This is a genomic window from Pseudomonas sp. 58 R 3 (assembly GCF_900006605.1).
Taxonomy (GTDB): domain Bacteria; phylum Pseudomonadota; class Gammaproteobacteria; order Pseudomonadales; family Pseudomonadaceae; genus Aquipseudomonas; species Aquipseudomonas salomonii.
Genome location: NZ_CVTT01000068.1, coordinates 26919 through 39263, shown reverse-complemented (window position 1 = coordinate 39263; position 12345 = coordinate 26919). Strand labels below are relative to the sequence as shown.

At 59.2% G+C, this 12345-nt stretch carries 14 protein-coding genes; 5 read left to right on the top strand and 9 right to left on the bottom strand.

Annotated elements, in window-relative coordinates:
- Positions 1-76 precede the first annotated feature (76 nt).
- A complete protein-coding gene (locus BFP92_RS31800) occupies positions 77-253 on the bottom strand; it encodes a DUF6026 family protein (RefSeq protein ID WP_256122271.1) in 177 nt (58 codons plus the stop codon).
- Between the two features lie 270 nt (positions 254-523).
- Here BFP92_RS31800 and gnd point away from each other — a divergent pair, with 270 nt between their 5' ends.
- The 3 genes from gnd to BFP92_RS23155 are packed head-to-tail and all read left to right on the top strand — an operon-like array spanning position 524 to position 3848.
- Positions 524-1507 carry a phosphogluconate dehydrogenase (NAD(+)-dependent, decarboxylating) gene (gnd, locus tag BFP92_RS23165; protein ID WP_017138121.1) on the top strand — a complete coding sequence of 328 codons (984 nt, stop codon included), beginning with the start codon at positions 524-526 and terminating at the stop codon, positions 1505-1507.
- Positions 1504-3027, top strand: a complete 1524-nt coding sequence (gene zwf, locus BFP92_RS23160) for a glucose-6-phosphate dehydrogenase (RefSeq protein WP_065931274.1) — start codon at positions 1504-1506, stop codon at positions 3025-3027. The genes gnd and zwf overlap by 4 nt, the downstream gene beginning before the upstream one ends.
- Complete coding sequence (locus BFP92_RS23155) at positions 3024-3848, top strand: Cof-type HAD-IIB family hydrolase (RefSeq protein WP_065931273.1); 825 nt, start codon at positions 3024-3026, stop codon at positions 3846-3848. The genes zwf and BFP92_RS23155 overlap by 4 nt, the downstream gene beginning before the upstream one ends.
- Before the next feature lie 67 nt (positions 3849-3915).
- Here the strand turns inward: BFP92_RS23155 and BFP92_RS23150 are convergent, their stop codons facing one another.
- Complete coding sequence (locus BFP92_RS23150) at positions 3916-4176, bottom strand: hypothetical protein (RefSeq protein ID WP_056860295.1); 261 nt, start codon at positions 4174-4176, stop codon at positions 3916-3918.
- Between the two features lie 344 nt (positions 4177-4520).
- Here BFP92_RS23150 and BFP92_RS23145 point away from each other — a divergent pair, with 344 nt between their 5' ends.
- Complete coding sequence (locus BFP92_RS23145) at positions 4521-5846, top strand: sigma-54 dependent transcriptional regulator (RefSeq protein WP_065931272.1); 1326 nt, start codon at positions 4521-4523, stop codon at positions 5844-5846.
- Between the two features lie 106 nt (positions 5847-5952).
- Here the strand turns inward: BFP92_RS23145 and BFP92_RS23140 are convergent, their stop codons facing one another.
- The 7 genes from BFP92_RS23140 to BFP92_RS23110 all read right to left on the bottom strand — a co-directional run bounded on the left by BFP92_RS23140 (position 5953) and on the right by BFP92_RS23110 (position 11905).
- Positions 5953-7251: a transporter gene (locus BFP92_RS23140; RefSeq protein ID WP_065931271.1), complete on the bottom strand. Its 1299-nt coding sequence runs from the start codon at positions 7249-7251 to the stop codon at positions 5953-5955.
- 49 nt (positions 7252-7300) lie between these two features.
- Positions 7301-8050: a hypothetical protein gene (locus tag BFP92_RS23135; protein ID WP_065931270.1), complete on the bottom strand. Its 750-nt coding sequence runs from the start codon at positions 8048-8050 to the stop codon at positions 7301-7303.
- 37 nt (positions 8051-8087) lie between these two features.
- Positions 8088-8765: a C39 family peptidase gene (locus tag BFP92_RS23130; protein ID WP_065931269.1), complete on the bottom strand. Its 678-nt coding sequence runs from the start codon at positions 8763-8765 to the stop codon at positions 8088-8090.
- Between the two features lie 62 nt (positions 8766-8827).
- The gene (locus tag BFP92_RS23125; RefSeq protein ID WP_065931268.1) at positions 8828-9511 is read right to left on the bottom strand and encodes a heme utilization protein; all 684 of its coding nucleotides are present in this window, start codon (positions 9509-9511) and stop codon (positions 8828-8830) included.
- Between the two features lie 67 nt (positions 9512-9578).
- On the bottom strand, positions 9579-10139 hold the full coding sequence (locus tag BFP92_RS23120; protein ID WP_065931267.1) for an adhesin: 561 nt from the start codon (positions 10137-10139) through the stop codon (positions 9579-9581).
- Entirely contained in the window at positions 10136-10594 is a 459-nt protein-coding gene (locus BFP92_RS23115) for a hypothetical protein (RefSeq protein ID WP_065931266.1), read from the bottom strand. The genes BFP92_RS23120 and BFP92_RS23115 overlap by 4 nt, the downstream gene beginning before the upstream one ends.
- Positions 10595-10909: 315 nt before the next feature.
- A complete protein-coding gene (locus BFP92_RS23110) occupies positions 10910-11905 on the bottom strand; it encodes a FecR family protein (protein ID WP_065931265.1) in 996 nt (331 codons plus the stop codon).
- A 152-nt stretch (positions 11906-12057) separates the two neighbouring features.
- Between BFP92_RS23110 and BFP92_RS23105 the strand changes: the two genes are divergently transcribed.
- Complete coding sequence (locus tag BFP92_RS23105) at positions 12058-12327, top strand: PepSY domain-containing protein (RefSeq protein WP_065931264.1); 270 nt, start codon at positions 12058-12060, stop codon at positions 12325-12327.
- The last annotated feature ends 18 nt before the right edge of the window (positions 12328-12345 follow it).

Here is a 12345-nt window from a genome sequence, read left to right as displayed (position 1 = left end):
CCTATTCGGCGGGAGTATCGGGAGGAGGATGTGAAAACTTTGTGAGTTATTTCTGAAGGCTTCGTTCAGCTCAGGTTCAGCAAAGCGCAGGATGGGTGCCGGATGCCTGATTGACCTGCGCTTGAAGGTGTGCGCGCAGACGCAGAACCTCCTGCTGCAGTTGATCGCGTTCTTCTTTTAATTGGCGCAACTCATCGCGACGGACGCTGACGTAGAGGGTCTGTGGCGGTCGGGTCATCTGTGCTGTGCTCATTGCTTACCTCGCAAATAGCCGGTAGATCGCGGTGCCGGAACGCGTCAATCGAAGTTCGCGGCAACAGTCGGAAGCAATTCTGAATTCTTTTTAAGGTCAATGGAACTTTTTTATTTTTGGTGGTCGCTGTGACTTTTTCGGCGGTGATGCTGAAACGATGGCATTTTTTTGTCATGAAACTACACGGATCCGCTCTGGACTAACCCTCATTAGCCTCATTGCGCTATAAACTATGTCACACATTTATTTAGTAGTTAGGAGCATCAGCACATGCAACTGGGGATTATCGGACTAGGCCGCATGGGCGGTAACATTGCGCGGCGCCTGATGCTCAATGGGCATACCACCGTTGTATACGACCGTAACGAAGCATTCGTCAAAGGCCTGAGCGAGGAGGGCGCCACCGGCGTCGCCGACCTTAAGGCCCTGGTAGCCGGCCTGCAAAAGCCGCGCGCTGTTTGGGTGATGTTGCCGGCTGGCGCGCCCACCGAAGACACCATCAATACACTCAGTGAGTTGCTCGAAGACGGTGACGTGATCATCGACGGCGGCAACACCATGTATAAAGATGACATCCGTCGTGCCAAGGCTCTGTCGGAAAAAGGCCTGCACTACGTCGACGTCGGCACCTCCGGCGGCGTCTGGGGCCTGGAGCGCGGCTACTGCATGATGATCGGCGGCGACGTCGAGACCGTGCAGCGCCTCGACCCGATTTTCGCCAGCCTGGCACCGGGCCTGGGCAGCATCCCGCGCACCAAGGACCGTTCGGCCTCTGCCGACAGCCGCGCCGAACACGGTTACATCCATGCAGGCCCAGCCGGTTCCGGGCACTTTGTGAAGATGATCCACAACGGCATCGAGTACGGAATGATGCAGGCCTTTGCTGAAGGCTTCGACATCCTCAAGACCAAAAACTCGGAGAACCTGCCGGAGCACGAGCGCTTCGATCTCAATGTTGCCGATATTGCCGAAGTCTGGCGCCGTGGCAGCGTGGTCTCGTCCTGGTTGCTGGACCTGACCGCCGACGCATTGGCCACCGACCCGAAACTGGACGGTTACTCCGGCTCCGTGGCCGACAGTGGCGAAGGCCGCTGGACCATCGAAGCCGCCATGGAGCAGGCCGTGCCGGTACCGGTGCTGTCCACCTCGTTGTTCGCCCGCTTCCGTTCCCGTCAGCAGAGCACCTACGGTGACAAAATGCTGTCTGCCATGCGCTTCGGCTTTGGTGGCCATGTGGAGACTTCCAAAAAATGACCGCTAACGGCAAGAAACCCAAGGCCGAACCCGCTCCACCCACTACCTTGTTTCTGTTTGGCGCCCATGGCGACTTGGTCAAGCGCCTGCTCATGCCGGCGCTGTACAACCTGAGTCGTGACGGGCTGCTGGGCGACGGCCTGCGTATTGTCGGCGTTGACCACAACGCCATCAGTGATGCCGATTTCGCCAAGAAACTTGAGGACTTCATCCGCACCGAGGCCGCCAGCAAAGTCCGGGGCAATGCCGAAAACGCCCTGGACCCCGAGCTGTGGGCGCAGTTGGCCAAAGGCATCAGCTACGTAGAGGGTGATTTCCTCGACGAAAGCACCTACGCCGACATCGGCAAGAAGATCGCCGACAGCGGCACCGGTAACGCGGTGTTCTATCTGGCCACGGCACCGCGCTTCTTCGGTGAAGTGGCGCAGCGCCTGGGCAGTGCCGGTTTGCTTAACGAAACCGATGACGGTTTCCGTCGTGTGGTGATCGAGAAACCGTTCGGGTCGGACCTTGCCACCGCCGAAGCGCTGAACGCGTGCCTGCTCAAGGTGATGAGCGAGAAGCAGATCTATCGCATCGACCATTACCTGGGCAAGGAGACGGTGCAGAACATCCTGATCAGCCGTTTCTCCAACGTGCTGTTCGAAGCGTTCTGGAACAACCATTACATCGACCACGTGCAAATCACTGCGGCGGAAACCGTCGGTGTCGAGACGCGGGGTAATTTCTTCGAGAAAACCGGCACCCTGCGCGACATGGTCCCCAACCACCTGTTCCAGCTCCTGGCGATGGTAGCCATGGAGCCGCCGGCGGCGTTTGGCGCTGATGCGGTGCGCGGTGAAAAGGCCAAGGTCGTGGGGGCTATCCGCCCGTGGTCGTTGGAAGATGCGCGCGCCAACTCGGTACGCGGCCAGTACAGCGCTGGCGAAATCGGCGGCAAGTCGTTGCCCGGTTATCGTGAAGAAGCCAACGTTGCGCCCGACAGCAGCACCGAGACGTTTGTCGCCCTCAAGGTGATGATCGACAACTGGCGTTGGGTCGGCGTGCCGTTCTACCTGCGTACTGGCAAGCGCATGAGCATTCGCGACACCGAAATCGTGATCTGCTTCAAGCACGCGCCGTATGCGCAGTTTCGCGACACGGACGTGGATGAGCTCAAGCCTACTTACCTTAAAATCCAGATCCAGCCGAACGAAGGCATGTGGTTCGACCTGTTGGCCAAAAAGCCCGGGCCGGCCCTGGAAATGGCCAATATCGAATTGGGTTTCGACTACAAGGACTTCTTCGAAATGCAGCCGTCGACCGGGTATGAAACCCTGATCTACGACTGCATGACCGGTGACCAGACCTTGTTCCAGCGCGCCGACAACATTGAAAACGGCTGGCGTGCGGTGCAGCCGTTCCTGGATGCCTGGAAGCAGGATGACGCGATCCAGACCTACAAGGCCGGTGAAGACGGCCCGGCGGCCGCCGACGAATTGCTGGCCCGCGATGGCCGCAGCTGGCATAGCCTCGGATGAGTGATGCAGCGATTCATCCCATCCAGTTGGTGCTCAGTGATGTAGACGGGACCTTGTTGCATCCTGACCACAGTCTTAGTCAGCGCACCGCCGATACGGTCCGGGCGTTGCGTGACGCCGGGGTGTTTTTCAGCCTGGCCAGCGGGCGCCCGCCCAAAGCCATGCTGCACCTTATCGAAACGTTCGGTATTGATGTGCCGGTCGCAGGTTTTAATGGCGGTACGTTGATCAACCCGGATGGCAGCATCCTGGTTGCTCATCACCTGCCGGCAGAAGCCGCGCTGGTGGCCCTGGCGCTGTTTTCGGCCGAGCCGGACGTGGAAGTCTGGGTGTTCGCCGATGGCGATTGGCTGCGCCGTGACCCGCCTGGGCCGATGATGCAGCGCGAAGCCGATGGCCTGGGCTACGGGCCAGTGGTGGTGGAGAGTTTTGAGCCGTACCTGGACCGGGTCGACAAGATTGTCGCGGCGAGCAACAACACGCAGTTGTTGATCGAGCTGGAAGCGCAGTTGCAGCCCAAGGTGCAAGGGCTCGCACAGGTATCGCGGTCGCAGCCGGTGTACCTGGACGTCACGGCCATGCTCGCCAACAAGGGCGAGGCCTTGAAAACCCTGGCTGCGCACCTCGGCGTGCCGATGCAGCAAACGGCGGCTATCGGTGATGGCGGCAATGATCCGGCGATGTTTGCCGTGGCGGGTTTGTCGATCGCGATGGGGCAGGCGGAAGAAACCGTCAAGCGCCAAGCCAGTGTGGTCACCGGCAGCAATGTCGAGGACGGCGCAGCCGAAGCGATCGAGCGCTTTATTCTTGCGCCGCGATAAGTCGCTTAAGTTGTGATGCTCAACTTCCGATCATTGTCAGGCAATGATCGGAAGTTACTGCCGCGTTTTACTTGGGCATGGCCCACGACAACAACTGATGGCCATCTTTGTCGAGTTCGGCGCGCGCCTGCAACAACAAATCTTCCAGTTGAGCCGGATCGGTGTAGGTACTCGAAGACAGCTGTTTGCTGCCGATACGGGTGTTGGTACGGTCGATGACGCTCAGGCTCAGGGCGCCATTGCCATCGTGCCAGGCCACGCACTGAAAGGGCTGGAAGGCACGGTCTGCAATCAAAAGAGCTTCGTTGATGCGCAGCGGGGCGTTCATGTGGGTCTTCTCTCTAAATGCCCAGTCAGTTAAGTCCCGTCGGTTGGGCGAGCCAGACGGTGAGTTACTTGTACTGATGCACGATGGCAGGGTACGGGTCACATCTTAGAGCAAGAAATTTCAACTTTTGGTGATTGGCGTCATGTAAGCGGCTGTTTTGAAAGCGCATTGAGTGTGCGGGTGGTTGCGGATTTTTTTGTCCGCAGCGACGCCGAGGTGGCTTTGTGCCCAGACTTATAGCGAAACGATACAAAGGCTGCGTCAATAACTTGCTAGTGTGAGCGACAGGCTGCACAAACCGTTGTTTATAAATAACTTTAATAATTTGGCGCCAAGGAATAGTCATGGTTGTTACACCTGTCCAACGACGCTTGCTCGTAGTCGACCCGTGCGACGACTGCCACCAGCTATTGCCTGGGCTGCACGGTGCAGGGTGGGAAGTGGACAGCTGCGCGCTCGGCGCCGTGGGCGACAGATCGTGTGATGTGGGCTTGTTGCGCCTGCAGCCTTATCATCTGGAGCGCCCCGAGGCGGTGAAGGAGTTGATCAGCCGCAGCGGCACCGAATGGATTGCCGTGCTCAGCCAGGACGTTTTACGCCTGCAAAATGTCGGTGATTTTGTCTGCGAATGGTTTTTTGACTTCCACACGTTGCCGTTTGATGTGGCTCGCGTGCAGGTAACCCTGGGCCGTGCATTCGGCATGGCGCGTTTGCGCGGCAAAGGCCATGCGCTGATCGACGCGCAGGAACATGAACTGCTGGGCGACAGCCGGCCCATTCGTGAACTGCGTAAATTGCTCGCCAAGCTGGCCCCTACAGAGTCGCCGGTGCTGATTCGCGGCGACAGCGGCACCGGCAAAGAGCTGGTGGCCAAGACCCTGCATCGCCAATCCCAGCGTCATGCCAAGCCCTTTGTCGCGATCAACTGTGGCGCCATTCCCGAGCACCTGATCCAGTCCGAGCTGTTCGGCCATGAAAAAGGCGCCTTCACCGGCGCTCACCAGCGCAAGGTCGGGCGTATCGAGGCGGCCCACGGTGGCACGCTGTTTCTCGATGAGATTGGCGATCTGCCGATGGAACTGCAAGCCAACTTGCTGCGCTTCCTGCAGGAAAAGCAGATCGAGCGCGTCGGTGGTAGCCAGCCCATCCCGGTGGATGTGCGGGTGCTGGCGGCGACACACGTTGACCTTGAAGCGGCGGTTGAGAAGGGCACGTTTCGCGAAGACTTGTATTACCGGCTGAATGTCCTGCAGGTGATCACCGCGCCACTGCGCGAGCGGCATGGCGACGTGGCGATGCTGGCCAACCATTTCTCGCGCTTCTACAGCCAGGAAACCGGGCGCAGGCCGCGCAGCTTCAGCGAGGATGCACTGGTTGCCCTGGGCCAACACCCGTGGCCGGGCAATGTGCGCGAATTGGCGAACCGCGTGCGACGAGGCCTGGTGCTGGCAGAAGGGCGCCAGATCGAAGCCGGTGACCTGGGGTTGCAGGGGCAGCAGGCAATTGCGCCGCCAATGGCTACACTGGAAGATTACAAGCACCGCGCCGAACGCCAGGCGTTGTGCGATGTGCTCAACCGGCACAGCGATAACCTGAGTATCGCGGCCCGCGTGCTGGGCGTGTCCCGGCCGACCTTCTACCGGTTGCTGCACAAACACCAGATCCGCTAGGGCGGGTAAACCGAAAAGCCCCGCAACGACCCTTATCGTTGCGGGGCTGATCGTTCCCACGCTCCGCGTGGTAATGCCTCCAGGGACGCTCCGCGTCCCCATACCACTAAAAGTAATACGGGAATTTCAAGCTGAACGTAAAGTCCGGCGCATCATCCGTCATCCCAATCGACAGGTTCGGCACGATCGTCAGGTTATCCGACGCCGCAATCGTCATACCCACGTTGAAATACCCGGCGTTGGCATCGCTGGATACCACCGATTGCCAGTCCTGGCCGCTCTGCTTGACCTTGCTTTTGCGTTGCACCAGATCGGACACCGAGAACGACATACTCATCTTCTCGTTGAGCGCGAAGGCCACCCCGACACCAAGCTGGAAGCTGTCACCCAGGCTGACTTTGCCAGGGATCTTCTGATTGAGGTTGGGGCTGATATCGCTGAACGAGTCTTCGAAGTTGTGGGTGTAGGAGAGCGAGCCGAACAGCACCGCCGGGTCGAAGGTCTTGACCAGGGAAATACCTGGCGTTACCGACCACACCCCATTACCGGTCGGCAGGCTTTCCGGCACGGCGAGGTTGTTGTTGCTGGCTTGCTCGATCAGCTTGATGCCGTAGGGTTCCTTGCCGGTGGGTGCCTTGACCCGCAGCGACACCACCGCATCCGGCAGGCTGGCGCTCTCATCGAGGAACTTGTAGGCGATGCCGAAGTTGACATCACCAATGGTCGGGTCGCGGCTGACGGAGGCTTCCGACGTATTCTTGGCATCGCCGCCGGCACCACCGGATTGGTACGTTGCTTCGCGATACACCACCGGCACGTTCAGGTCGAACTGCCAACGGTTGTCCAGGTTGTAGCGGCCGGTGAGGTCCAGGGTCCAGCTGTCCGACTTGATCCGGTCCAGGTTGATATTGCCGAGGAAGATCGAGTCCAGCGCCAGAAAGCCGTTGAGGGACAATTGCCGCGCGTCGTAGCGGGCATAGGTGAGCCCGGTTTCAAAGCTGAACTTGCCATTGCCAAAAAAGCCACTGGCCTCGTTGTACAAGTTGCTCACACTTTGTGCTGGGGCGGAATCGTCCTTCAGGCTTTGCCCGTAGGAACTGCTGCCCGCCGCGCCACCGGATGCAGCTGCTGCGCCCACGCCGGCCACCGCCGTACCGCCTTTTTGGAAGTCGGCAGGGGATTTGGCCAGGCGTTTGGGCGTTGGTGTTGCGGGCTGATCTTCGACTTGCCTTACACGTTGCTCCAAGACGGCCAGTGCTTTTTGCTGCACTTCATAACGTTGCTTGAGCTCCAGCAGTTCCTGTTTCAGTGTTTCGATATCGGCATCCGGCGCGGCGTACAGCACCGACGCGGGCAGGAGTGTACTCAAACAAATCACGGCACGTAACGATAAAGATCGATGCATGAAATAAGCCGTCCCTTTCTAATGCGTAAGTGTCGAGGCTCAGCGTAGTTCAATAACCGGAGGGGCGTAGGCCTTTGAGTTGATCCAGGTTGAGGTTCTGCGTGATGTTGTTCAAACCGTTGTTGCCCATGACCACATTAAGTTGGGTCATGTTGTTCACGAAGTTGCTGTTGCCTTGAATAACCGTGCCTTGCAGCACATTGCCGGCACCGATTTGCTGCACCACATTGCCTTGATTGTTATTGGCCTGGAGGGCCATTTGCAGTCCGCCGTTTTTAGCCGTGACCGTGACCTGGCCGGCGGCAGTACCACCCGTGATCGGCTGGCCGGCAATCAGTGCCTGGCCCGACTGCACGTAATTGGCCGGTGCCAGGCCGTTTTTCGTCACGTTGATATCCACGCCGTTGTTGGCCGTGTTGCCATCGCCCGCTGCGCGCACGCTTTGCGTCACACCCTGGCCAGTGCCGAGGCCGGCGCCGCCGACGACGGTGCCCTTGCCGTCAGGCTGTTTGATCACCCCGGTGCCGTCGTTACCGGTGATTTGCACGTAAAACTGTGGCGTGACGGTGGAGGCGTTGACTTGCATGTTGGCGCTGCCGGTCACGCTCGCACCGGCGGCATTGGTCCAGGTGCTGCTCATCACAATGCCAAAGCTGATAATCCGCCCGGGCATCACATAGCGCCCGCGCAACTCGGCCATTTCCGCGTCCTTGAGCTCGATCGGCTTGAATGCCGAAGAAGCATAGGCAGGTGCTGCGGCTGCCAGGCATATCACCGTCAGCCAGCGTCGAGTGTTCATCGTTTGCTCCTGGAGCGTCCTGCTCCTTATTGCGCTTCTAGAAGAAGTCGCTCTGGATAAAACCGAAGTCCATCAATTCACTGTCGCGTACCGGGCTGAACTCGTTGAACTGGTTCTTGGCCGTCAGCGGCGCGCGGGGTGTGAGCAAGGCGTTGGCCTTGTCGTAACCCTCACCAATCACCGCGAACACGATGCCGTTCCAGCCCTTGACGAAATCGTCCTTGGCATAGCGCTTGTTGCCCAGTACGGGGTCGCCGATATACACCCAGTCGTTGTCGGCCCGTTGCAGCACCACGAAGTGCTTGTAGCCGCGAATGTCCAGCAGCACCACCACCGGCACTTTCACGGTGACCAGCACTTCAGGCGTAATCCGGTAGCCCTTGGCGCGCATGTGGATGCTTTCCAGGTAGCGCTTCATGTCGAGCATCGAGAAGCCTTGGGTGCGCACCAGGTCCTGGTTGGCGTTGACCAGCATGCCCTTGATCACGTGGTCTTCATCCACGTCCATCCAATAGGCTTGGCGCAGGATGGTCGCCAGCGCGGCGGCGCCGCAGCTGAAATCGGTTTTCTGTTCCACCAGGTTGGCGAATTTGCGCTCGCGGATGCTTTCGACCTTCTTGTAGACCACTGCACCGTTAGGCATGACAACGGCCATTTGCGCCGCCCAGGTTGGGCCGGTGAGTGCGAACAAGAGGAGGGCAGCTGTGAGGCGCATGATCGTATGACCTGCTGGACTCTGGAAATAAAAAGGGCCTTGTTGCCAAGGCCCGATCTGGATCAGAAGCGAGTGATTGCTACGTTGTTCTGACCCTGGTTGTTGCTGCCCGACAGAACGTTGGAGTTCGAGACCCCGGAGCTGTAGTTCATCGAGTTGTTCACGCTGGCGTTGTTGACCACCGGTTTGGTGCTGCCCCAGCCGTGGCCGCTGGCCAGGTTGAGGGTCAGGTTGCCCGACACATCCTGCACGCCAGTGACGGCAGCAGCACCGCTGTCGCCATTCCCCGAAGCAATTGCAACGCTGTTGCTGCCTTGGTTGGAGGTGCCCGATGCGGCGTTCAACTGAATCACGCCTGAAGCGTGGTTGCCGCTGTCGTTAAGGGACGCGTTGTTTTTAGTGCCGCTGTTGGCCACAAAGTTACCGGTGTTCGATTGAGCGGTGCCGGTGGTGGCGAACACGAAATCCGCATCCCCGGAAACGATGGCAACGTCGTTTTTGCCTTGGTTGTTGTCGCCGCTCAGCACGTTGCCGTTGGCCACGCCACTGATGTTGTTGTAGGAGTCATTAGCCGAGGCGTTGTTTTTGGTTTTGTCATTGAGCACCACGTTGCCATGGTTGCTTTGACCGTCCAGTGTGGTCGCGGCAGCTGTGGTAGGCGCGTGATAACCGCCCGCTTGAGCAGCAACAGCCATGAGCGCAGCCAGAGCAAAAGCCAGTGGTTTAAGAGCCATTGAAGTTTTCATGGTGTATCTCCTTGCTTCTAATTAGTTGGTTAAGTGTTGGTACGGTCTAGCTATGGACTCAGCTCCATCAGTTGAGTCGTAAGTTCAGGGTGTTAGCCACTCGGTTCCCCACCCCGGCGCTCTGGTTGACCTGAACCACTCCACGGCTGCCGGTGAAGGCCTGGTCGCTGGTAACGACCTGGCGGCTGCCAGTGGTAGGGGTCAACCCTGAGTCGGTTGCAAGCGCAACGTTCTGTTGCGACATGACGCTGTCGTCGATGCTTTGCGGGCCAGCATTCACGCTGATGCGCACGGCATTGATCATCTGGTTCTGGGCCCCGGCGGACTGGTTGACACTCAGTGCACCGTTGCCATTAGTGAAGGAGTTGCCCTGGATCGCCGCGTTGGCGTTCAGGGAACGGTCGGCGGGCGCGCCGCTGATTTTTTGCGTGACGGCGATGTTTGCCTGGGCGTTGTGGCCCACTGCGATGGCAACGTTGTTGCTCAGTTGTTGCTGGTCACCGGCGGCCTGGTTGATCGTCACTACACCGTTGTACTGCTGGCCCGAGTTCTCAAGGGTTGCGTTGTTGCTGTCGGCCATCGCCGCGGTGCAACCGAACGCTGCAAGCAACATCCAGGAGTGGTTCATTTCATTGCCCCCCCGACCATGCCGCTGATGTTGTTCAGCGGCGCGAGGCCGCTGGAGATCGCGCCGTTGACCGTGCCGGCGATGCTGCTGCCGCTGCTGCCGTGGCCGGCTGCACCCGCTGCGCCGAGGTTGTTGGCGCCACCGAGATTGTTCAGCCCGGGAACGCCGCCATTGGGCATGATGCTGCGAGTAATGCTTAAGCCACTGCTGATACCGGCGATGTCGTTGTCGCTGAGCTCATTGTTCATGGCGCGGTTGACTTGAGCCGACGGGTTGGCATTCACCGTGGTGGGGTAAGGGTCGACGCCGCGTGGGCGACCTATTGCATAAGGTTGAACCTGGCGTTCAACCACGATCACGCCATCACCTGCCGCGAACACCGGAGCGCTCACGCTGGCACTCAGTGCACAGCCGATCAGCAGGAGGCTCAGTGAGCCTGGATTGTGTGTGTCCATGGCAGTGTTCCTTATTCTTAACGCTGACCCTAAACAGCGTTGTCAGGAACAGAGCAGAACCCGTGCCGCTTTTTATTTATTGTTTGTATTCAGAGGGTTGAAGTTAAATCGAGGCAAAGTGCTGGCGATACTGTTTCATGGTTGAAACAGTGCCGCCATCAAGGGACATGCCCGGCCCCGCCTCAAGGCTGTCTCAGCGATGAAACACTGCGCATGACAAACTCATGAATGCGCACCCGGCGGGCGATTCAGGCGAGGGCGGTGTTTCAAAAATGGACACATTGAGCGCGAGCGAACCTGCTGTTGCAGGCAGGCTCAGCCCTTGGGCGTTTTACGCGGGATGGAATTGAGTACCGGGTTGCCGTCCTGGTTCTGGGTCAGGTAGACCGGCAGCACCTTGGGCAGGGAAGGCACGAGGTTGTTGACCTCGTTGATGTTGTAGATGCCGCCGATGCGAATCGCGCCGGTGCTGGCATCTGCCAGCATCACCGGTTTGCTCAGGTAGCGGTTGATCAGCGGCAACGCGTCGGTCAATGCCAGGTTGTCGAGTACCAGTTTGCCCTGGCGCCAGGCCAGGGCCGAGTCATTGGGGTTAATCGCAGCGACTCGCGGGGTGGCGTCGCCCAGGTTGTAACTGGCCTGCATGCCTGGGGTCAGGGGCACGCTGGCGTGCTCCTTGTCGCTGGAAATCTGCACCGAGCCTTCCAGCAACATCACCCGCACCTGGTCTTCGTATTTCCAGACGTTGAACTGAGTGCCGGTGACCCGAACCTGGCCTTCGCCCGCCTTGACGATAAACGGGTGAAGGCTGTCATGGCTGACCTTGAAAAACGCTTCGCCCTTGTTCAAGGTCACGCGGCGCTGGTCCTTGTAACGGCTGTAGACCAGTTCGGTGCCCAGGTTCAATTCAACCTGGCTGCCGTCGCCGAGGGTGACCTTGCGCAAGCCAGTGCCGGCTTCGAAATGCTCATAGGCGCTGGGCAACCAGCCCGCTTCCCAGCCGGTAAAGGCGGCCAGCGGCAGGGCGGCGAGGCATATCGCGGCGGCCACCGCGTAAGTGCGCAAGCGGCTGCGCGGTTTGAACGGCAGCACCACCGCAGCAGGCTCACTGCGCGGCAGGTGGTCGGCCACGTCCCAGATTTCCAGCATGGCCGCATACTCAAAGGCATGCAGCGGATGGGCGTCGTGCCATTGTTCAAAAGCCCGACGTTCGCCCGCCGTGCAATCACTGGCGTGCAGACGCATGCACCAATGCGCGGCGGCATCGGTGATCGCGTCATATTCGTCTTCTGAAAGGGGCTGTTGAGTCATTAAACCGTCCTGATTTCCAACATTCTAACCTCCCGAGGCGGATGACGAGAACAGTCGTCATGGCGATTGCACATCAATTGGAACTTATTCTCGTTTGAAAACATCAGAAACCACAGGACACGAGTCCGTCATTCCCACAATGGAGAACGAATATGTTGAAGAAAACCTTAGCCGCCCTGTGTGCAACCACCGCGCTGCTCAGCGCCGGCGCCGCCCTGGCCGACAAGCCGGGTGCGGGCTGGATCACCATCGAAAAGGCCATTGAAACCGCCAAGACCAAGGCCGGCTATGTCGAGGTCTACAGCGCCGAAGCCGATGACAATGGTTACTGGGAAGTCAAAGGGCGCAAGTCCGATGGCATCGTGTATGAAGCGCGTATCGACGGCGCTTCCGGCAACGTTTTGCGCGATCAGAAAGACTGATGCACCTGACGGGGGCTG

Coding starts and splice junctions, on each gene's coding strand:
- BFP92_RS31800 (WP_256122271.1), bottom strand. CDS start 253: ATGAGCACAGCACAGATGACCCGACCGCCACAGACCCTCTACGTCAGC.
- gnd (WP_017138121.1), top strand. CDS start 524: ATGCAACTGGGGATTATCGGACTAGGCCGCATGGGCGGTAACATTGCG.
- zwf (WP_065931274.1), top strand. CDS start 1,504: ATGACCGCTAACGGCAAGAAACCCAAGGCCGAACCCGCTCCACCCACT.
- BFP92_RS23155 (WP_065931273.1), top strand. CDS start 3,024: ATGAGTGATGCAGCGATTCATCCCATCCAGTTGGTGCTCAGTGATGTA.
- BFP92_RS23150 (WP_056860295.1), bottom strand. CDS start 4,176: ATGAACGCCCCGCTGCGCATCAACGAAGCTCTTTTGATTGCAGACCGT.
- BFP92_RS23145 (WP_065931272.1), top strand. CDS start 4,521: ATGGTTGTTACACCTGTCCAACGACGCTTGCTCGTAGTCGACCCGTGC.
- BFP92_RS23140 (WP_065931271.1), bottom strand. CDS start 7,251: ATGCATCGATCTTTATCGTTACGTGCCGTGATTTGTTTGAGTACACTC.
- BFP92_RS23135 (WP_065931270.1), bottom strand. CDS start 8,050: ATGAACACTCGACGCTGGCTGACGGTGATATGCCTGGCAGCCGCAGCA.
- BFP92_RS23130 (WP_065931269.1), bottom strand. CDS start 8,765: ATGCGCCTCACAGCTGCCCTCCTCTTGTTCGCACTCACCGGCCCAACC.
- BFP92_RS23125 (WP_065931268.1), bottom strand. CDS start 9,511: ATGAAAACTTCAATGGCTCTTAAACCACTGGCTTTTGCTCTGGCTGCG.
- BFP92_RS23120 (WP_065931267.1), bottom strand. CDS start 10,139: ATGAACCACTCCTGGATGTTGCTTGCAGCGTTCGGTTGCACCGCGGCG.
- BFP92_RS23115 (WP_065931266.1), bottom strand. CDS start 10,594: ATGGACACACACAATCCAGGCTCACTGAGCCTCCTGCTGATCGGCTGT.
- BFP92_RS23110 (WP_065931265.1), bottom strand. CDS start 11,905: ATGACTCAACAGCCCCTTTCAGAAGACGAATATGACGCGATCACCGAT.
- BFP92_RS23105 (WP_065931264.1), top strand. CDS start 12,058: ATGTTGAAGAAAACCTTAGCCGCCCTGTGTGCAACCACCGCGCTGCTC.